This is a genomic window from Vreelandella olivaria (assembly GCF_023507745.1).
Taxonomy (GTDB): Bacteria; Pseudomonadota; Gammaproteobacteria; order Pseudomonadales; family Halomonadaceae; genus Vreelandella; species Vreelandella olivaria_A.
The window spans coordinates 93,313-113,944 of sequence record NZ_JALPZO010000134.1; the positions used below are offsets into that span (position 1 = coordinate 93,313).

A 20,632-nucleotide genomic window follows, 5' to 3' on the forward strand; every position below is an offset into this window, starting at 1 on the left:
CCTCACCCCAGCTATCGACTGGGGTGAGGCGTTTAAGGACAAGCCGTTTAGCTCACCATCAACCAATACGCTTAAGCGTTTTGGCATGTTGTTGGCTACGCAGCACATAACTTTGAGCATTCATCTTTAAGCCCTCCACTGCCTCTGCAGAAAGCTCCCTAACCACCTTGGCGGGAGAGCCCAAAATCAGAGAATTGGGTGGAAAAACCGCTCCCTCTTTAATAAAAGCGCCAGCGCCGACCAGGCTGTTTTCGCCAATCACCGCGCCGTTCAACACAACGGCCTGGATACCAATCAGACAGCCATCCCCCACGGTACAGCCGTGCAGCATGGCTTGATGCCCAACCGTGACGCCTTTACCGACTTTCAGGGGATAACCAGGGTCTGCGTGCAGGACCGCGCCGTCCTGGATATTGCTCTCCTCACCAATTTCCAGATGATCACTATCGCCACGCAAAACGGCATGATACCAAACGCTTGAACGAGTTTTCAGCGTTACTTGCCCCATCACGTCAGCGGTTTCCGCAATATAAACATCATCGTGAATTTCTGGCTGGTGCTCACCAAATTGATAGATGGCCACGTAAAACACTCCTTTTGTTTGTTATCACCACGACTGACCCAAACCCTAGGCTAGCGCCTGTTCCAGCAATCGGGCAACGTGAATTGCTTCGCGCCCGCTTCCATCGTGGATCTGATGACGACAGCTGGTACCATCTGCCACCAATACGGCATCCTCACCGGCTTGGCGAATAGCAGGCAATAGCGATAGCTCGGCCATTTTCAGGGACGCCGCATAGTGCTCGGCTTCATAACCAAAACTCCCGGCCATGCCACAGCATGAAGACTCAATCGTCTCGACCGAAAGACCCGGCACCCAGCCTAGCACCTGCTCAACGGGGCGCAGGGCATCAAACGCCTTTTGGTGGCAATGGCCATGTAGCATCGCTCGTGTTACTGCCAGCGGCTTCAACTCAAGGGGTAACTGGCCTGCCGTGTGTGCTTTCACTAAAAATTCTTCAAACAGATAAGCAGATTCCGCAAGCGCCTTGGCTTCTTCGCCAAAGCCATACTGGAGAAACTCATCGCGCATACTAAGCAGGCAGGAAGGCTCTAAGCCTACAATGGCAACGCCACGCTCAACGAAGGGCATCAGGTGCTCAAGGGTTCGCTTAGCCTCGGCTTTGGCTTTTTCAAACTGGCCGGAAGACAGATAGGTGCGGCCACAACATAATGGCCGCTGGCCTTTCACCATATTGAGGTATACGCGATACCCTGCCGCCTCCAGTACCCGTTTGGCCGCTTTGGCATTATCGCCTTCCATGTAATTATTAAAGGTATCAACGAACAGCAGCACCTCATGTTCACTGATCGTGGCTCGGGTTGCTACCTCGTTACTCTGGCTCGCCAGGAAGTTACCCTTGAACCCAGGCAGTGCCCGCTGGGGGGCTAAATGAAGTGCATTCTTGATATGTTTCGCTAACCATGGAACACGCTCGACACCATTGACCAGGCCAGAAAATTTACTGGCCCAAAGGGCATAACGGGGCATCTCCCCTACCATACGGTCACGCAACGACAGGCCTTTCGCCCGGACTCTGGCAGTGCGGGCTTCAATTTTGAATTTCGCCATATCAACACCAGTGGGGCAGTCGCGCTTGCACCCTTTGCAGGACACACACAGATCAAGCGCCTCTTTGACTGCATCACCGGCAAGCCCCTCCTCGCCCAACTGGCCGGAAAGCACCAGGCGCAGCGTATTCGCACGGCCCCGGGTAAGGTGCTGCTCATCTTTGGTAATACGGAAGCTGGGGCACATGGTGCCCGCGTCAAACTTCCGGCAGTGCCCATTGTTATTACACATTTCCACTGCCATGGCTAACCCATGAGTAGTATCCCCTGCGGTGCCTGGCAGTGTTTGCTCCCCGGTCAGCGGATCACGCTGAACATTCCACGATGACCAGTCAAATACCGGCGTGAGGGGGATGCGCTGATAGGTGGTGGGGAAACGAAAATAGCGTTCATCGTCCATTTTTGGGGTATCGACGATTTTGCCTGGATTAAACAGATTATCGGGATCAAAGAGCTGTTTAATCTCCCGAAACGCGTTATTCACCGTTTCACCAAACTGCCATGCCACCCACTCACCACGGCACAGCCCGTCGCCATGCTCCCCGGAGTAAGCACCTTTATATTCACGTACCAGGGAAGAGGCCAACTCAGCAATTTCACGCATTTTTTGAGCACCGCCACGGCGCATATCAAGGATGGGCCTAACGTGCAGCGTGCCCACTCCTGCATGGGCATACCAGGTACCCTCGGTGCCATAGCGGTTGAACACATCCGTAAGCTTGCTGGTGTACTCGGCCAGATGTTCCAGGGGAACCGCACAATCCTCGATAAACGAAACCGGCTTGCCATCCCCCTTCATGCTCATCATGATGTTGAGCCCCGCCTTGCGCACATTCCACAACGCTTTCTGCTCAACTGCTTCCGGCATATCCACCACACTGCCGTGGAGCCCCAAATCGCCCATCAATTCGTTAAGGCGTTGTAGTGCGGCCAGCTGTTCGTTGCGATCCTGGCCGGCAAACTCCACCAGCAAAATCGCTTCGGGTTTGCCGATCAACGCCTTTTCAATAACAGGCCGAAACGCCGGGTTTTCCAGCGAGAGTTCAATCATTGTGCGGTCAACCAGCTCAACGGCCATCGGCCCCAGCTTGACAATATGCTGGGTGAAGTCCATCGCCTGATAAAAGGTCGGAAAATTAACCACTCCCAGTACTTTCTGCTCAGGGAGAGGGGAAAGTTTGAGCTTGATACGTCGGCTAACCGCCAAAGTACCTTCAGACCCCACCAACAGGTGGGCCAGATTGGCGCGCCCATCCGGGTCGTAGGGCTTGGGGTTTTGACAATCAAAAAGATCCAGATTATAGCCACCCACCCGGCGCAACACCTTGGGGAAATGGTTGCGGATATCAGGGCCTACCCGCCCGGCAATGGCTTGTACCTGCTGGGCCAGTTGCTGTTCACGGGAGCCTGCCTGGAACGCATCCACAAAACTGAAATCCACCTCGGCGCCATCGGCTAACAGCGCTTCCACCCCGATAACGTTATGCACCATATTACCGTAATAGATGGAACGCGAACCGCAGGAGTTATTACCGGCCATACCACCAATGGTGCACTGCGCGCTGGTGGAAACATCCACGGGATACCATAGTCCATAAGGCTTTAACCAGGCGTTCAAGTGGTCAAGCACCATACCTGGCTCCACCACGACTGTACGCGCCTCTTCGTCAAACGCTACCACCTGGTTGAGCCAGCGAGTGGTGTCGACGATTAGCGCCTCACCCACAGTTTGACCACACTGGCTGGTACCTGCCCCACGTGCCAGCACCGGTACTTTGGCATCGCGGGCAATATCGAGGGCAACTTTCAGATCTTCCTGGTGGCGGGGGATCACCACGCCAACAGGCGTCACCTGATAGATGGAAGCATCGGTGGCATAACGCCCGCGAGTGGCATGGTCGAACAGTACGTTACCGTTTATTTCCTGGGCTAGCCGCTCTGCCAGCGTGCTAACTGGTTGTATCCTGGCGTCCCGGGATCGATATTGGTGGGTAAGTGACGTCATGGCACACCTCCTTTCACTGTGTGGCCTGACGATCACTGGCAGAACGCAGAGGGTGCGCTGCAAAGTAGTCCAGTGCTGCCAGCACACCACTACCTTTCAGGGGAACACCGGCAAGCTTCATCCCTGCCTCACACCCGCCCAGCGTGGCAATCAGCGTTAAGTCGTTACAGTCGCCCAGGTGGCCGATCCGGAACATCTTGCCTTTCGCTTTGCCCAGCCCCATCCCCAGCGAGAGATCGAAGCGTTCGTAGATAATTGTGCGCACCTTATCCGCATCAACCCCATCGGGCATCACGACACCGGTTAGCACGGGTGAATAGAGCTCGGCATCCTGGCATTGAACCTCCAGCCCCCACGCCTTGACGGCGGCACGCACCCCTGCTGCCCAACGCTGATGGCGGGCCAGTACCTGCGCCATCCCCTCTTCCAGCAGCATATCCAGTGCTTCATTAAGGCCATACAACAAATTGGTGCTGGGGGTATACGGCCAGTAGCCGTTCTGATTGGCTTCCAGAATTTCGTCCCAGGCCCAGAAACTCTTCGGCAATCGCGCCTTTTTGCTCGCCTCAATTGCTTTTGGTGATAGGGCGTTAAAGCTGATACCAGGAGGCAGCATCAAACCTTTTTGAGAGCCGGAAACTGTCACATCCACGCCCCATTCGTCGTGGCGGTAATCAGCGCTGGCCAGCCCTGAAATCGTATCGACAATTAACAGCGCCGGGTGACCGGCTGCATCCATTGCCTTACGCACCGCCGCGATATCGCTGGTCACGCCTGTCGAGGTTTCATTATGAACAACACATACCGCTTTAATTTCATGCCCACTATCATCGTTAAGCCGCGCCTCGATCATGTCGGCCTGAACCCCCTGCCGCCAGCCTTCGTAGCCGGGCAAGCCAATAAACTCCGGTGTGAGATCCAGGCGCAGTGCCATTTTGTGCCATAAGGTAGCGAAGTGGCCGGTCTCAAACATGAGTACCCGATCCCCCGGCGACAGAGTATTCGCCAACGCCGCTTCCCAGGCTCCCGTTCCAGAGGCCGGATAGATAATGACTGGATATTCAGTTTTAAAAACCTGCTTGACCTTGGTCAGTAGCTCAAGCCCCAGCGCGCCGAACTCGGGGCCCCGGTGATCAATAGTGGGCAGGCTCATGGCCCTCAGGATGCGGTCTGGCACCGGTGATGGCCCAGGAATCTGCAAAAAATGACGGCCGGAGGGATGAAAATCGAGATTTAACATGGTGTCACTTCCTATTGTTGTTGTCGCGGATAAGCATTTCTTGAAAATGGATAATGAATTCAATTGTAGTGTTTAAAAAAAGGCTACTTAATGCACCCTTCAGCCCGCAACGTCTCCAGTTCTTCCGTAGAAATCCCCAGTTGCTCAAGCACCTCATCAGTATGCTGGGCGAATAGCGGTGCCGAAGAGCGAATCTTGGCAGGTGTTCGGGAAAATTTGCTGGGAAAACCGATGGTTTTCATTTTTCCAATGACCGGGTGCTCCATCTCTTCCACCATCCCCCGCGCCAGATAGTGCTCATCCTGCATGGCCTGGGCAAAGTCATTGATTGGCCCTGCGGGCACGCCAGCGGTATCGCATACGCTTAACCACTCATCCACCGTTTGGTTAGCCATCAGCTCTTCAAGTAGGGTTTCCAGTTCATCCACGTGCTGACCGCGGTCGTGATTGGTTAAAAAGCGTGGGTCTTCCATTAGCGTTTCGCGTTTTAACACGTCACGACAAAACCGTTCCCAGGTCCGCTGGTTGGCACATCCCAGCATCAGGTAACCATCTTTGGCCTTAACGGCCTGATAGGGGGCAGAGACCCGGTGGCGCCAACCGGTGGGGCCAGGAACGGTGCCTTCGGCAAAGTAAGCGGCGGCTTCCCAGGTAAACCAGGGCAACCCACACTCGGTGATGGCAATATCAATGTGCTGCCCTTCTCCGGTATTCATTTTGTGGATATGGGCTGCCAGGATGGAGTAAACAGCGGTAATGCCACCGCCAATGTCGTATACCGCAATCCCGGTTTTCAGGGGGCGCCTGCCCTCTTCGCCGGTCATCGACATAAGCCCGGTCATCCCCTGGGCAACCAGATCAAACCCGCCTTTATGGCTATAGGGGCCGGTTTGTCCGTACCCCGAGATGGAGCAGTAAACAATAGCGGGGTTAATGGCTTTAATCGTGTCATAGTCGATAGACAGCGACTTGGTGACGCCGGGGCGATAATTTTCGACGATGACATCCGTCTCCGCAGCCAGACGATAGAAAATCTGCCTTGCCCGTTCATCCTTGAGGTTAAGCGAGATGCTTTTCTTATTGCGGTTGATCTGGGAAAAACAGGTCGACTCCCCATTCACATAAGGCCCCATCTGCCGGCTGTCGTCGCCGCCGTTCAGCTTTTCAACCTTGATCACCTCCGCCCCCATATCCGCAAGCACCATGGTGCAGTAAGGGCCAGCCATTATCTGTGATACATCGAGCACTTTTATATTTTGTAAGGGAAGCATGTGCTCTCCTCCTGTAGACGTTAACGGCCTGACCATTCGAAAGGCGTTTTGTTGACGAACTTATCCACGGCAGCCGCAAAGTCCTGGCTCATATAACAGGTGGTCACCCAGTCATCGCCTACCTCCGGAGGCAAACGACGTTGCTGCTGAACGCGCCCAATCAACGCCTTACTGGCCTGCAACGTTAATGGCGCGCGTTGTTTGAAACCGGCAGCCAGCGCGGCAACATCCGCATAAATGGTGTCATCGGCAAACAACTGACTCACCAGTCCGGCGGCATGGGCTTCATCAGCGGTGATCAGCCGGGCCATCATGAGTACTTCCTTGGTGCGTGGAATGCCCACCATATCCACCAGCCGCGACACATTCGTAATGGAGAGTGTGTTACCTAACGTTTTTGCAATCGGCACGCCAAACTTCATGGTGCCAGTGGCATAACGAAAATCGCATACCAGCGCCAGCGCAGCCCCACCGCCCACGCATGCCCCTTCAATCAGCGCCAGCGTGGGCTTGGGGAATGTCTCCAGCTTTCCCACTACGCGATCTATACGCCGCTCATAATCAATGGCGTCATTAGGCGCAGTGAAGCTGGCAAATTGGGTGATGTCCGTACCGGCCACAAATGCCTCGCCGCCCACCCCGTGCAAGACAACCGCATACACACGATCATCACTTGCCAGGGTGTCGCAGTAATACTCCAGGGCGTTATACATATCCCAGGTCATTGCATTGCGGCTTTGCGGTCGGTTAAAGCCAATCCAGGCCACGCCGTCGCGTAATTCAAACTGTATGCTTTCCGTCGTGGGTGCTTGTTGATAATGTGCCATCTGCTGCTCCCTTAGCCGTAAATGAAGTTAACCAGTGCCAATGCAAAGGCGGGGATATAGGTATTAATCATCAGAATCGCGAACAGCACGCCAATGAACCAAAGGTTCGTTTTGGAGGTAGCCCAGATATCCGACTTGGCAATAGAGCAGGATGCTATCAGCACGCTGGCCACCGGTGGTGTCTGCTGGCCGATTGCCAGGTTAAGGGTCACGATCAAACCGAAGTGGAGCGGGTCAATACCCACTTCCAGCACCAACGGCAGTACGATAGGCACCACCAGGATGATGGCCGCTGCGGAGTGAAGGAAAACCCCCAGAATCAGAAAGATGATGTTCAGTAACGCTAATATCACGTACTTGTTGCTGGTCAACTCACTGATCTGCATCGCAATGGCCTGGGGTATACGCGTTTCTGTCAGGTACCCGCCTACCACCGCTGATGCGGCAACCAGCAACATGACCACCGCCGTCTGCACACCAGCACTTTTGCAGGATTCAATAAAGTTTTTCAGCGTAAATTCGCGGTACACCACGGCGCTGATAAAAATCGCCACACAGACGGCCAAGGCTGCCCCTTCTGTTGCGGTAACAAAGCCGCCAAAAATCCCACCCAGAATAATGACCGGAATTAACAGCGCCCATACGGCTTCCTTCAGCGCTTTCCATAACTGGGATGCCTGAAAACGCCCTTCGGAAGGAAAATTATATTTCCGGGCCAGGTAGTAACACATCGCAGCCAACCCCATCGCGCCAAGTAAGCCGGGGAAAATGCCTGCCACGAACATTTGCACGACCGACTCTCCCGACATCACCGCATAAAGAATCATCGGGATAGAGGGTGGCAAAATAATCGCCAGACTGGCAGCTGAAGAGGAAATAGAGGCGGCAAACTCCTTGGAGTAGCCTTTCTTACGCATGGCGGGGATCAGAATACTGCCAATCGCTGACACTCCCGCCACCGATGACCCGGAAATTTCAGCAAAGAAGACCGAAGCACCGATAGTCACCATCGACAGGCCGCCTTTGATAAATCCCACCATTGCCATCGCAAGGTCAATCAGGCGGCGAGAAATACTGGAGGCATTCATAATGGCTCCCGCCAGGATAAACAGCGGAATGGCAATCAAGGGAAAGTTGGTCGCCCCTTCGAACATCGTCATGCCAACAGTAGGCATTGCCATACTGCCATAGGTCATAAAGGTGGCGATGGTGCCCACCAGAGCAAGTGCGACGGCCACCGGCACATTGATCAAAATCAGCGCGATCAGGGCAAGAAATATATAGAGAATGATCATGTTGGTTACCTACCCTCGCTGCTGAGTGCTGACGGCTTCGACTTCATCGGCATCAATACCCTCCTCTTCCAATTCATGGTCGACAAAACCCTTCCCACGCGCACTCTTCAAGACGTCGGGCAGCCTGAGCAGCTCCGCTATGATGAATAACACTGAGGCCACAGGAATTGCCGACTGGGTAACCTGCATGGAGATAGCGGGCAGACTGACCATATTGACGCCCTCCAAAATCATCATGACCTGATAGCTCGCCAGCCCCAGGAAGATAAAAAAACCAATCGTGATTGCTTCCGCCAGCAGGGCGATGGGCACCCTGATTGACGGTGGGCACATATTCAATACGCTTGGGCAGGTAATATGGGCACCTTTGGCGGCCGCCAGCGCCGCACCGTAGTAGGTCACCCACGCCAATAACACTGCCGCCAGTTCGTCGTACCAGCTCAATGGCGAACCCAGATAGCGGGAGACAAAACCAATGGTCACCACACCCGCCAGGGCAATGACCAACACCACGACAATCCCCTCAAGAAACGCAAAGTAAGCGTTCTTGAACTTGGTATAAGCACTCATTGAAACCTCCAGTACCAAGAGGCGCTCACCCACCGAAGAGCAAGGCGCCTCCATGAGATGATTGTCTGGTTATTCGCGCAGTGCGGTAACCGCGTCAATCAGTTCCTGACCACCATCAACGTCGTTGGCGAACTTGTCGTAGATAGCCTGGGAGGCCTCAGCAAATGCTTCGAAATCAACCTCGTTCACTTCCATACCTGCTTCACGCATGCTGGCAAGCGTTTCTTCATCAAGGCGCTGCCCCTCTTCAAGCGCGAAGTCCTCCAGCTCCAGGGCAACATCCTCTAAAACAGTACGCACTTCTTCAGGCAGGCGATTCCAACTGGCACCCGCAATCAGATAGGCGGGGGTATAGACGTGATTGGACATGGAGAGGTAGTCCTGCACCTCATGGAAGCGCGAGGAGTAAGTCTGGATCAAGGGGTTTTCCTGCCCATCCATTGCCCCTGTCTGCAGTGCCACAAACACTTCAGAAAGCGACATGGGAGAAGGTGCTGCACCATAGCTGCGGAACATCTCTATGCGCCAAACGCCGCTGGGGGTACGCAGCTTAATCCCCTGTAAATCGTCTGGTACAACGATGGGACGAGCATTATTGGTGATTTGCCGGAAACCGTTTTCCCATACCCCGATAATTTTAAAGCCGCGGGCTTCAGCTGCGTCATAGAGAGGGCCACGCACCACCTCATCACGTACACGCTTCATATGCTCGCGATCCTCAATAAGGTACGGCATCTCAAACAACGCAAACTGCTCTGACTCGGAGCTCATAACGGTTGATGGAATGGAAAGGTCCAGAGACCCCAAGCGCAGGCGGCGCATCATCGATTCATCACCACCCAACTGACTATTGCCGTAAACATTGACTTCCGCCACGCCTTCAAGACGTTCATTAGCAAGCTCTGCAAATCGATTCGCGGTGATTTCAAACAGAGAGCCAGGCCCGCCCACATGGCCAAGCCGTACTTCGATATTGGCGCTGGCAAGCGAGGCGTGCAGGCCAAAGGCAACGGCAGTTGCCGCTAGCGCTGTTTTGAGGAATTTCATAGAGCACTCCAGGTGAAACATTGTTGTTGTTGGGACTTTCACCACCTCAATTTGAATTCAAAATTCAAAATTAGGTATTAAACTTTCGTATCAGCGTTTTGTTAAAACTCCTAACCTATTGATACATGGATTTTTTAGAATCATTTGATGGACAAAAAAGTGGCGTCTCCGTAAAGGCGCCACGATAACGCTGTTGCAACAAAATCACCTCACAGGTCAGGAGCCAACCCCCACCGCAGCCCGGCTGACTCGATGCCTTTGATGGCCGCCTGTTGATCCTCACCGGAGGAGGCGCCACTCACTCCCACAGCACCAATGACGCAATGCTGGTCGTTTAAAATCGGCACCCCGCCTGCCACGGGCACAAAATGCCCTTGTGAGGCAGCCGCGACACTGGCTAAAAAAGCGGGACGCTCGCTATTCCGCTCACCGACCACACCACTTGCGATCCCTATACCCAACGCGGCAAACGCCTTTCCCTGTGCAACAGGAAAGCGTAGGGGCGCACAGCCATCCTCCCGCTCGGCAGCCACCACATGCCCACCGCCATCCAGTACCACCAGGGTCAAAGGTGGTAACTCAGCGTGTCGCGCTTGTTGCCTTGCTCCATCCAGAATTTTCCGCGCCTGCTCACGGGTAAGCTGCACGCTACAATGGAATACATTACTCGCCATAAAGCGGCTCCTTTGTCGTTATTGGTTGTATGGTGTTATGGATGATGCGGCGCCCTCACCTGGTTGATGGCGCCTATACCAGCATAGACGTAACAGTAGCAATTGAATTCATAATTACTTTTGCGGATCATACACAGAGTCGCCACTATACAAAGATGGCTTGGTGTAACACCTCGCTAACGGGCATCACGGCTTGGTGGAGAACCAAGTGGGCAAACGACAAGGGACACAACAATGAGCAAAATTCTACAGCGCAACTTATATCGTGAGGTGGCTGACCGAATCGGTGATCTGATTGAGCATGGCGAGCTTGCCCCCGGTGAGCGCATCTCGGAAAAACAGCTGTGCGAAAAGTTTGGCGTTTCCCGAACTCCCCTGCGTGAGGCTCTTAAGGTACTGGCAACGGAAGGGTTGATTGAACTGCTACCCAACCGAGGCGCCCGGGTGGTGCGGTTAACATTTAAAAAAGTTAAAGACACCTACGACCTGATGGCCGCTCTGGAGGGATTATCCGGCGAGCTTGCCTGCCAACACATCAGCGACGCGGAAATCGCCGCCATCCGCCAGTTGCACGACACCATGCTGGAGCACTACCGTAACCAGGACTTGATGGCGTATTTTGAGATCAACCGGAAAATACATGAAAGTATTCTGGCCGCCTCACGTAACGACGTATTGCAGGAGATGTACAGCAACCTCAGCCAGCGGGTAAAGCGGGTACGTTACTCGAAAAAAATGACGCAAACATTCTGGCGTCAGGCCGTTCAGGATCACGAAAATATGATCGCGGCACTTGAGAAACGGGACAGCCAGAAGCTGGGGCAGATTTTACGCGAACACTTGTGTAATAAGCTGGAGGTCGCCACCCTCGCCGGCGTTATCGAAGATGGCAGCCTTAGCCCTGAAAATAGCGCTGAGAATAGCCCGGTACACAGTACCGAAAACAGTGCCGTGAATTCTTAAAACATACTGCCGGTTAACGGTTACTGCCACTGCTCCAGGCGCATAGCCGAGCGCTCCAGACGATCATGCTCCGCTTCCAGCTCACGCAGCAGCTCGCTGATACTTGTCAGATGCTCTAACGCAATATGCCTGGCCTGCTCGGCATCACCGCTCACAACCGCATCATGCAACCGCTCATGCTGCTGGTTGATCATAGCCCTGGGACCAGGGCGGTGATAGAGGTGCTTGACGGAGGCGAACACAGAGCTCAGCAGCAGATCCGTCAGGCTTTGCAGGGTGTGCACCAGTACCGGGTTATGGGATGCCTGGGAGATGGCCAGATGAAAAGCGTGATCAAGCCTCGCCAACTGCTCAACCTCCAGGGACTCTGGCTGTGCAGCGTATGCCGCCATTTCACGGTAACGGCGGGTTATCAGTACCCGATCCATTGAGGTTCCCCGCCGGGCAGCTAAATAAGCAGACTCCCCCTCCAGTAGCGCCCGCACCTCTAGTAAATCGAATAGTGTGCGGGGGTGGTCGCGAAACAGGTGCATTAAAGGTGCTTGCTGATGCATTGGCAGTAGCGATGCCACCGTTGAGCCATGCCCCTGGCGTGTATCGATAATGGCTTTACTGCGTAAAATTCTTAGCCCTTCCCGCAGCGATGCCCGGGACACCTTTAGCCGTTCACATAGCCGACGCTCCGAAGGAAGTAACTGCCCTGGCCGGAATACGCCCTCAAGAATCAACTCTTCGAGCTTGGCAGCCACATGTTCGGGGGTGCGGCGGCCCATCGGTATATCATCACTGGTAAATGCCATGCGTTGCTCCTCAGAACAGTACTCGGCTCTCCACAACAGGGTAAAACCATATGCTAGTGCCTGTGCCAACCAATATCAGGTGATTAACTATCTCAGGCACTTAACTATCGACCAATTACTGGTCAGACCATTGCACCACAACCTGGACAGGCGCACAAAAAAAGCTCAGATTGAGCACCGTGGTTAAATACCGTTGCCCTTTTAATGATAAAAAGCTAGGGATGTCGTTATGAATATCCTTTTTGATGAGCGCCTAGATGGTGCACTCATCCACCGTGACAAATCAGAGGTACTCAGTGACCTGCAAAACGCTGTGCCCTCCCTGACGCTGCTGCACCGGGAAGAGGACCTGCGCCCTTTTGAGTGTGATGGGTTGGCAGCCTACCGTGTGTTACCGATGTTAGTGGCGTTACCCGAGTCACTGGAACAGGTAGCAGGCCTGCTCAAACGCTGCCATGCCCTGGGCGTACCAGTGGTTACCCGGGGCGCAGGTACAGGGCTCTCCGGTGGTGCGCTACCACTTGAACAGGGCGTGCTGCTGGTGATGTCACGGTTCAGTAAAATCATCAGTGTCGACCCTGACGCGCGTCTGGCCCGTGTGCAGCCAGGTGTGCGTAATCTGGCTATTTCAGAAGCAGCAGCCCCCTACGGGCTTTACTACGCCCCAGACCCCTCTTCGCAAATCGCCTGCTCCATAGGTGGCAATGTGGCGGAAAATGCCGGGGGGGTGCACTGCCTTAAATATGGCCTTACCGTTCACAACGTAATGCGGGTCGATGTGCTCACCATTGAAGGAGAGCATATGACGTTGGGATCAGAAGCACTGGATGCCCCCGGCTTTGACCTGCTCGCCCTGATGAATGGCTCTGAAGGCATGCTGGGTGTTGTCACGGAGATCACCGTGAAGCTGCTACCCAAACCTGAAACCGCCAAGGTATTGATGGCCAGCTTCGACGACGTTGAAAAAGCCGGGCGCGCGGTGGGGGACATCATTGCTGCGGGGATCATTCCTGGCGGCCTTGAAATGATGGACAAGCTTGCCATCCAGGCCGCAGAGGATTTCGTTAAAGCAGGCTACCCCCTTGATGCAGAAGCCATCCTGCTTTGCGAGCTTGATGGCGTTGAAGCCGACGTGGACGATGACTGTGCCACCGTACGCCGCGTATTGGAAACGGCCGGCGCCATTAAGATCCAACAAGCCCGCGACGAAGCCGAGCGCGCCAAATTCTGGGCAGGGCGAAAAAACGCCTTCCCTGCGGTTGGCCGCATGTCACCCGACTACTACTGCATGGATGGCACCATTCCACGCCGGGAACTGCCGCGGGTGCTCAAAGGCATCGCCGCTCTATCTGAAGAGAGCGGCTTGTTGGTCGCCAACGTCTTCCATGCCGGTGATGGCAATATGCACCCCTTGATCCTGTTTGATGCCAACAAAGAGGGCCAACTGGCGCTGGCCGAGGAAGTAGGCGGAAAAATTCTTGAGCTATGCGTAGCCGCTGGCGGCTCTATCACCGGTGAGCACGGCGTGGGCCGGGAAAAAATCAACCAGATGTGCAGCCAGTTCCAGCCCGATGAACTGACGGTTTTCCACGCCCTCAAAGCCGCTTTTGACCCACAACGCCTACTTAACCCAGGCAAAAACATTCCCACCCTGGCGCGCTGTGCTGAGTTTGGCGCCATGCATGTGCATAACAACGAGTTACCGCATCCAGAGCTGCCACGCTTCTGATGCCACAAGGAACCACCATGACCGAACTTGCGATAAACGCTGCCGACCGGGATATCGCTGACGACCTGTGCGAACAGGTGCGCAGCGCCTATGTCGACCGTACGCCGCTGCGCATTGTAGCGGGAGACACCCGGGCTTTTTATGGCCGGGTAGTGGAAGGTAAACCGCTGGATATATCCTCCCATAGCGGCATTGTTTCTTACGATCCCGTTGAGCTTGTGGTCACTGTCCGCGCGGGAACACGCCTAAGTGCGCTCAACGCAGTACTGGCTGAACAGCAGCAAATGCTGGCTTTTGAGCCCCCGGCATTTGGCGACGCCAGTACCATTGGCGGTGCCGTGGCCACCGGCCTTTCCGGCCCACGCCGCCCCTGGGCCGGTGCTGCCCGGGATTTTGTACTGGGCACACGGGTCATCACCCAGGAAGGCAAGCTGCTGCGCTTCGGCGGTGAGGTGATGAAGAATGTCGCAGGCTATGATCTGTCACGCTTGATGGCAGGTGCTCAGGGCACCCTTGGCGTACTGGCTGATATTTCATTTAAGGTATTACCGATACCGACTGCCAGCCACAGCCTACGCCTGGAGCTGGGGCTGGGAGATGCCCTGACGAAGCTTGCCGAACTGGGCCGACAGCCATTGCCCATCACTGCGGCTGCGTGGCATGCAGGCGGGTTGTTTATCCGCCTGGAAGGTGGATCAAGCTCCGTCAATGCCACCAAAGAACGATTAGGCGGAGAAACGCTGGCCCCTGAGTTCTGGCAGCAGTTGCGCGACCACCAGCACGCGTTTTTTAACCTGGAGGAAGGACAGGCATTATGGCGCTTATCACTACCGCCCCACACTCCCCCGCTAAAGATTGATACTGCTGAAGCGAGCCTGTTCTACGATTGGGGTGGCAGCCAACGCTGGGTGAAAACTCATCTGGACGCGAACACTCTCCGCACGGCCTGCCAGAGTGCAGGCGGCCACTCCACCTGCTTCACCCCCCACACTCTGAACGGCACAGATTCACCGTTCACCCCGCTGAACCCGGTCGTGGAAAAGTATCATCGCAACCTGAAGGCCCAGTTGGACGCCCACGGTATTTTCAACCCTGGTCGTCTTTATGCGGCGTTTTAATCAGGAGAGCTGACATGCAAACGCATTTTACCGATGCAGACCGCCAGAAACCGCATATTCAGGAAGCTGAGCGCATCCTGCGCACCTGTGTGCACTGCGGCTTTTGTAACGCCACCTGCCCCACTTACCAATTGCTGGGTGATGAGCGGGACGGCCCCCGTGGGCGCATCTATTTAATGAAAGAGTTGCTGGAAAGCCGCGATGACGACGACCAGGTCACGGAAGAAACCCGCCTTCATCTGGATCGCTGTCTCACCTGTCGTAGCTGTGAAACCACCTGCCCATCCGGTGTGGAGTATCACAAGCTGCTGGATATTGGCCGTGCCGAAATTGAGCGCCGGGTTCCGCGTCCAACGGGCGAACGCGCCCAGCGCTACGTGCTGCGTAAAATGCTGGTGGATCCCAAGCGTTTCAAGGCACTGCTGGCGCTGGGGCAGACCTTTAAGCCCCTGGTATCGGGGCAACTGCGCAGTAAAATACCGCCTGCTCCAGTAAATGCGGGCCAGCGACCCGATAGCCAGCGCCATGCACGCAGCGTGCTGATACTGGAGGGGTGTGTGCAACCGGGGCTTTCTCCCAATACCAACGCGGCAACCGCACGTTTGTTGGATCGCCTGGGCATTAGTGTATCGCCGATCAACGAGGCGGGCTGCTGTGGGGCAATTGACTTCCACCTCAATGCCCAAGAGGCTGGCCGTGCCCGAATGCGCGCCAATATTGATGCCTGGTGGCCACACATTGAGCAAGGCGCTGAAGCGATTGTGCAAACCGCCAGTGGCTGTGGTGCTTTTGTTAAAGAGTATGGTGATATGCTCAAGGATGACCCGCAATACGCCGTCAAAGCGCAAAGAGTCAGTGCGCTGGCGAAGGATATCGTTGAAATACTGAGCAATGAGCCACTGGAGCAGCTACAGCTTAAATCATCGCATCAACGCCTTGCATTTCACTGCCCCTGCACCTTACAGCATGCTCAAAAGCTAAACGGTACTGTAGAAGGAGTACTCAGCAAACTGGGCTTTGCGCTGACACCGGTTAAAGATGCCCACCTTTGCTGCGGTTCGTCGGGCACCTATTCGATAACGCAGCCAGAGCTTGCGACACAATTGCGGGATAATAAACTGAACGCCCTGGAAGCAGGTAACCCTGACGTTATCGTGACCGCTAACATTGGCTGCCAGACGCACCTTGCCAGCGCCAACCGTACGCCTGTACGCCACTGGGTAGAAGTGGTAGATGCTGCACTGGCATAACCCCTGATTCACTCTGCCGTAGCCATTATCGCGGATACGGCACTTTACGCTCCATGATAAAAAGGAAATATTGATGCAAACCAAATCCATTCTTAGCCAAACTGACGTGATTCAAGTATTGGATGCCGCCCAAAAAGAAGCCGATAGCAATGGCTGGCCGGTAACCATTGCCGTGACCGATGATGGCGGCCATCTGCTGGCACTGCGCCGTTTGGATGGTGCCGCGCCGTTTAGCGCCGATGTTGCCACACAAAAAGCACGCAGCGCTGCACTGGGTCGCAAAGAGACACAGATTTTCGAAGAGATGATTAATAGTGGCCGCACGGCGTTTGTATCCGCCCCATTGCAAGGCCTGCTATCAGGGGGAGTACCCATTATTGTGGATGACCACGTTGTGGGCGCCGTAGGTATCTCAGGCGTGAAGCCCGACCAGGACGTACAGATTGCCAAAGCAGGCGTTAGTGCGATTGGCTAACTTGCCCTTCAACGCCCAAACGATATGCATAAAAAAGCCCCGGATCATTGATCCAGGGCTTTTTAGGAATTCATTCGGTTAATACCGATAATCTTCATGATGCCCTACAACAAGTGTTGCAGATGAGTGCTTTAATGGCGGACCGGACGAGACTCGAACTCGCGACCTCCGGCGTGACAGGCCGGCATTCTAACCGACTGAACTACCGGTCCACATAAGGCACTATAGTCATTTAATCGCGGTTCAGAGGCGCTTTTAAATGGTGGGTGGTACTGGGTTCGAACCAGTGACCCCCAGCTTGTAAGGCTGGTGCTCTCCCAACTGAGCTAACCACCCGGATGCAAGCGAACATGCGCTTAACAAACCTGCTAGTTATCATGGCGGACCGGACGAGACTCGAACTCGCGACCTCCGGCGTGACAGGCCGGCATTCTAACCGACTGAACTACCGGTCCGAATAACGATAACTTGCACAATATCAACTGATGATGGCGGACCGGACGAGACTCGAACTCGCGACCTCCGGCGTGACAGGCCGGCATTCTAACCAACTGAACTACCGGTCCGCTGATACATCAATTCATACTACTTCTTCACGTTTCCAGATTACCAGATAAATGGTGGGTGGTACTGGGTTCGAACCAGTGACCCCCAGCTTGTAAGGCTGGTGCTCTCCCAACTGAGCTAACCACCCGCTGGTCACGTGGCGCTGCATTCTACAGAAGCCTGACCGGATGTCAACATGCCATGTTCAAATTTTTGATTCAAACCAGCGTGTTGCTTACCGTGCCACTACCGTATGGTGAGCGCGGACGAAGGATGCCGCAAGTGTGGCTGCCTCGTCAATTAAAACCGCATGTTTCAGGCCAGATGCTCTGCGCGGTTTAAAATCGTGATCACCATCCGGGAGCCACCTCAGTTGCATGTTTTCCGGCAGTGAATAGCCGTTTACCTCATCAATGGTGCCAAACGGATCGCGTTCGCCCTGAAGGATCAACATAGGGCACTGGATGCCTGGAAAGTGCGCCAGTCGTAATTTATCCAGCTTCCCAGGAGGGTGAAATGGATAACCAGCCACCACCACCCCCGGGCATGGCACTTCACTGGCAAATAGGGAGGCTATTCGTCCCCCCATTGATTTCCCACCCACCCATAACGGCGTTGATGCCAGCGGCGCCAATAAGCAATACCACGCATCAAAGTTCGCCAGCGTCTGTTTAACAGGAGGTGGGGGGCGCCGTTTTCCCTGCTCATTCATTTGCTGCATATAAGGAAAATCAATGGCTAAGACCTGCACGCCCTGCTCTGCCATGGTCGCGGCAAATTGACGCATAAATACCGAAGAGAGCCCTGCTCCTGCGCCATGGGCAAGCAATATTCGTCCCTTTTCTGCGCATCCAGATACCGCAAGCGGCCCGTAGCCACTCACAATGAACCGCTGCGTAATGGAGGCTCCCAGCACGCTGGGCAGCTCATCCGCCATCACATCAGTAAATCCAAGGCCAATATAATAAGACACCCTTTTCCCCCAGAAATTCAGTGTTAATTCCAATGGTGTGTTCAGCTTAAGGCGCGGCTGCGCTAGAATCTTAGTCGGATCTTGACCTGCATCATCAAGCGGGTGGCCGTATCCGTGCAAAATGCCACGGGTTATCCCCTAACCGCGTTCGATGGGAACATGAAATGAGTACAGCATTGGAACACCCGACCTACAATTACAAGGTAGTTCGGCAGTTCGCGATTATGACCGTTGTGTGGGGCATTGTTGGCATGACAGTCGGTGTCATCCTTGCCGCACAGCTGGTTTGGCCGCAACTGAACCTCGGCTTACCTTGGACCAGCTTCGGGCGTCTTCGTCCGTTGCATACTAACGCCGTCATCTTCGCCTTCGGCGGTTCGGCGCTGTTTGCGACATCTTACTATGTCGTTCAGCGCACCTGTCAGACTCGTCTGTTCTCTGACAAGCTCGCTGCATTCACCTTCTGGGGTTGGCAAGCGGTTATCCTCTCTGCCGTGGTGACCTTGCCGTTAGGCTATACCACCACAAAGGAGTACGCTGAACTGGAATGGCCAATCAGTATTTTGATTGCCATTGTCTGGATCAGCTATGCCATCGTGTTCTTGATGACCGTTAAGAAACGCACCACATCGCATATCTATGTGGCAAACTGGTTCTTTGCTGCGTTTATCTTAACCGTGGCGGTGCTGCATATTGTTAATAATGCCGCCATCCCGGTTACCCTCATGTATTCCACTTCGATTTACGCAGGTGCTGTGGATGCCATGGTACAGTGGTGGTACGGTCATAACGCGGTTGGCTTTTTCCTGACAGCAGGCTTCCTGGGCATGATGTACTACTTCGTGCCCAAGCAGGCTGAGCGTCCGATCTACTCTTATCGCCTTTCCATCGTCCACTTTTGGGCGTTGATCATGATCTATATGTGGGCCGGCCCACACCACCTGCACTACACTGCACTGCCAAACTGGGCACAGTCGCTGGGTATGATTATGTCTATCATTCTATTGGCTCCCTCCTGGGGCGGCATGATCAACGGCATGATGACCCTATCGGGTGCCTGGCATAAGTTACGTACTGACCCCACTCTGCGCTTCCTGGTCGTCGCGCTTTCGTTCTACGGCATGTCGACTTTTGAAGGGCCAATGATGGCGATTAAAACCGTCAACGCCCTGTCTCACTATACCGACTGGACGATTGGCCATGTGCACTCCGGCGCCCTGGGCTGGGTAGCCATGATCACCATCGGCTCTATGTACCACCTGATTCCACGTGTCTTTGGCCGTACCGAAATGTACTCCATCAATCTGATTGCGGTGCACTTCTGGTTAGCCACCATCGGTACCGTGCTCTACATCGCTGCCATGTGGGTTAACGGCATCATGCAAGGCTTGATGTGGCGCGCCATTAATGCCGACGGCACCTTGATGTACACCTTCATTGAATCAGTTGAAGCCAGTGGCCCCGGCTACTTTGTTCGCCTGATTGGTGGTCTGTTCTGGATCGTGGGAATGCTGATTATGGCGTTTAACGTCTATATGACGGTGAAACGACGCGAAACCATCAGCCATCCAGCGCCGCAAGCCGCTTAAACCGGGGAAGTTGAGACCAATGAAACACGAGATCGTCGAAAAGAACGTTGGCTTACTCGCCGTGTTGATCCTGGTTGCGATCAGCTTCGGTGGCTTGGCCGAAATCGTACCGCTGTTCTTTCAGAAGGATACTACCGAACCTGTTGAGGGGCTGCGCCCCTTAACGGCGCTGGAGCTGGAAGGGCGAGACATTTATCGCCGTGAAGGCTGTGTCGGCTGCCACTCTCAGATGATTCGCCCCTTCAGGGCAGAAACTGAGCGTTACGGCCACTACAACGTTGCAGGAGAGGAAGTGTATGAACACAACTTCCTGTGGGGTTCCAAGCGGACAGGGCCAGACCTGGCCCGCGTGGGAGGCCGCTATAGTGACGACTGGCATCGTGCACATATGTATAACCCCCGGGACGTAGTACCTGAGTCCATCATGCCTGCTTATCCCTGGTTGTTTGAGCGCACCCTCGACGGCGAAGCAACGCCAGCGAAAATGCGCACCCTGCGCCAATTAGGTGTGCCATATACCGACGATGATATCGCCACAGCGACTGCCGATGTACGAGGCCAGCAGGAAATCACTGCTCTGGTCGCCTACCTGCAGCAATTAGGAACTGTGCTTGAGGGCACTCGTTAA

The 20,632-nt window shown here is 54.6% G+C and carries 18 protein-coding genes and 5 tRNA genes; 7 read left to right on the plus strand and 16 right to left on the minus strand.

The annotated features are described in order from the left end of the window. Nucleotides 1-58: 58 nt before the first annotated feature. From HP566_RS16325 to HP566_RS16365, 9 genes are all read right to left on the minus strand, one after another. The gene (locus HP566_RS16325) at nt 59-583 is read right to left on the minus strand and encodes a gamma carbonic anhydrase family protein (protein WP_249978337.1); all 525 of its coding nucleotides are present in this window, start codon (nt 581-583) and stop codon (nt 59-61) included. Between the two features lie 45 nt (nt 584-628). Next, a complete protein-coding gene (locus HP566_RS16330) occupies nt 629-3,637 on the minus strand; it encodes an FAD-binding and (Fe-S)-binding domain-containing protein (protein ID WP_249978338.1) in 3,009 nt (1,002 codons plus the stop codon). 13 nt (nt 3,638-3,650) lie between these two features. Further along, a complete protein-coding gene (locus HP566_RS16335; protein ID WP_249978339.1) occupies nt 3,651-4,877 on the minus strand; it encodes a pyridoxal-phosphate-dependent aminotransferase family protein in 1,227 nt (408 codons plus the stop codon). A gap of 83 nt (nt 4,878-4,960) precedes the next feature. Continuing rightward, entirely contained in the window at nt 4,961-6,148 is a 1,188-nt protein-coding gene (locus tag HP566_RS16340; protein ID WP_249978340.1) for a CaiB/BaiF CoA transferase family protein, read from the minus strand. A gap of 20 nt (nt 6,149-6,168) precedes the next feature. Next, entirely contained in the window at nt 6,169-6,975 is an 807-nt protein-coding gene (locus HP566_RS16345) for an enoyl-CoA hydratase/isomerase family protein (RefSeq protein ID WP_249978341.1), read from the minus strand. An 11-nt stretch (nt 6,976-6,986) separates the two neighbouring features. Next, on the minus strand, nt 6,987-8,270 hold the full coding sequence (locus HP566_RS16350) for a TRAP transporter large permease (protein WP_249978342.1): 1,284 nt from the start codon (nt 8,268-8,270) through the stop codon (nt 6,987-6,989). A 9-nt stretch (nt 8,271-8,279) separates the two neighbouring features. Continuing rightward, on the minus strand, nt 8,280-8,840 hold the full coding sequence (locus tag HP566_RS16355) for a TRAP transporter small permease (RefSeq protein ID WP_249978344.1): 561 nt from the start codon (nt 8,838-8,840) through the stop codon (nt 8,280-8,282). A 69-nt stretch (nt 8,841-8,909) separates the two neighbouring features. Further along, nucleotides 8,910-9,887 (minus strand): TRAP transporter substrate-binding protein, encoded by a 978-nt coding sequence (locus HP566_RS16360; protein WP_249978345.1) that lies wholly within the window; start codon nt 9,885-9,887, stop codon nt 8,910-8,912. Between the two features lie 209 nt (nt 9,888-10,096). Next, nucleotides 10,097-10,561: a GlcG/HbpS family heme-binding protein gene (locus tag HP566_RS16365; protein WP_249978346.1), complete on the minus strand. Its 465-nt coding sequence runs from the start codon at nt 10,559-10,561 to the stop codon at nt 10,097-10,099. 234 nt (nt 10,562-10,795) lie between these two features. Here HP566_RS16365 and HP566_RS16370 point away from each other — a divergent pair, with 234 nt between their 5' ends. After that, nucleotides 10,796-11,524, plus strand: a complete 729-nt coding sequence (locus HP566_RS16370; RefSeq protein WP_249978348.1) for a GntR family transcriptional regulator — start codon at nt 10,796-10,798, stop codon at nt 11,522-11,524. 20 nt (nt 11,525-11,544) lie between these two features. Here HP566_RS16370 and glcC read toward each other — a convergent pair whose 3' ends face one another. Then, nucleotides 11,545-12,324, minus strand: coding sequence for a transcriptional regulator GlcC (gene glcC, locus HP566_RS16375; RefSeq protein WP_249978350.1), 780 nt, complete (start codon nt 12,322-12,324; stop codon nt 11,545-11,547). Between the two features lie 229 nt (nt 12,325-12,553). Here glcC and glcD point away from each other — a divergent pair, with 229 nt between their 5' ends. From glcD to HP566_RS16395, 4 genes are all read left to right on the plus strand, one after another. After that, nucleotides 12,554-14,053, plus strand: a complete 1,500-nt coding sequence (gene glcD / locus HP566_RS16380) for a glycolate oxidase subunit GlcD (RefSeq protein WP_249978351.1) — start codon at nt 12,554-12,556, stop codon at nt 14,051-14,053. 17 nt (nt 14,054-14,070) lie between these two features. Then, nucleotides 14,071-15,171: a glycolate oxidase subunit GlcE gene (gene glcE / locus HP566_RS16385; protein ID WP_249978352.1), complete on the plus strand. Its 1,101-nt coding sequence runs from the start codon at nt 14,071-14,073 to the stop codon at nt 15,169-15,171. A gap of 14 nt (nt 15,172-15,185) precedes the next feature. Then, nucleotides 15,186-16,421: a glycolate oxidase subunit GlcF gene (gene glcF, locus HP566_RS16390; RefSeq protein WP_249978353.1), complete on the plus strand. Its 1,236-nt coding sequence runs from the start codon at nt 15,186-15,188 to the stop codon at nt 16,419-16,421. 73 nt (nt 16,422-16,494) lie between these two features. Next, on the plus strand, nt 16,495-16,896 hold the full coding sequence (locus tag HP566_RS16395; protein WP_249978354.1) for a GlcG/HbpS family heme-binding protein: 402 nt from the start codon (nt 16,495-16,497) through the stop codon (nt 16,894-16,896). Between the two features lie 135 nt (nt 16,897-17,031). Here HP566_RS16395 and HP566_RS16400 read toward each other — a convergent pair. The 6 genes from HP566_RS16400 to HP566_RS16425 all read right to left on the minus strand — a co-directional run bounded on the left by HP566_RS16400 (nt 17,032) and on the right by HP566_RS16425 (nt 18,415). Next, nucleotides 17,032-17,108 (minus strand) — tRNA-Asp (locus HP566_RS16400). Nucleotides 17,109-17,156: 48 nt separating this feature from the next. Then, nucleotides 17,157-17,232 (minus strand) — tRNA-Val (locus HP566_RS16405). A 42-nt stretch (nt 17,233-17,274) separates the two neighbouring features. Next, nucleotides 17,275-17,351 (minus strand) — tRNA-Asp (locus HP566_RS16410). 34 nt (nt 17,352-17,385) lie between these two features. Continuing rightward, nucleotides 17,386-17,462: transfer RNA gene (locus tag HP566_RS16415), tRNA-Asp, on the minus strand. 52 nt (nt 17,463-17,514) lie between these two features. Beyond that, nucleotides 17,515-17,590: transfer RNA gene (locus tag HP566_RS16420), tRNA-Val, on the minus strand. An 87-nt stretch (nt 17,591-17,677) separates the two neighbouring features. Then, the gene (locus HP566_RS16425) at nt 17,678-18,415 is read right to left on the minus strand and encodes an alpha/beta fold hydrolase (protein WP_249978356.1); all 738 of its coding nucleotides are present in this window, start codon (nt 18,413-18,415) and stop codon (nt 17,678-17,680) included. Between the two features lie 164 nt (nt 18,416-18,579). Between HP566_RS16425 and ccoN the strand changes: the two genes are divergently transcribed. Then, nucleotides 18,580-20,004 carry a cytochrome-c oxidase, cbb3-type subunit I gene (gene ccoN, locus HP566_RS16430; protein ID WP_249978357.1) on the plus strand — a complete coding sequence of 475 codons (1,425 nt, stop codon included), beginning with the start codon at nt 18,580-18,582 and terminating at the stop codon, nt 20,002-20,004. Nucleotides 20,005-20,023: 19 nt separating this feature from the next. Beyond that, the gene (ccoO, locus tag HP566_RS16435) at nt 20,024-20,632 is read left to right on the plus strand and encodes a cytochrome-c oxidase, cbb3-type subunit II (RefSeq protein ID WP_249978358.1); all 609 of its coding nucleotides are present in this window, start codon (nt 20,024-20,026) and stop codon (nt 20,630-20,632) included.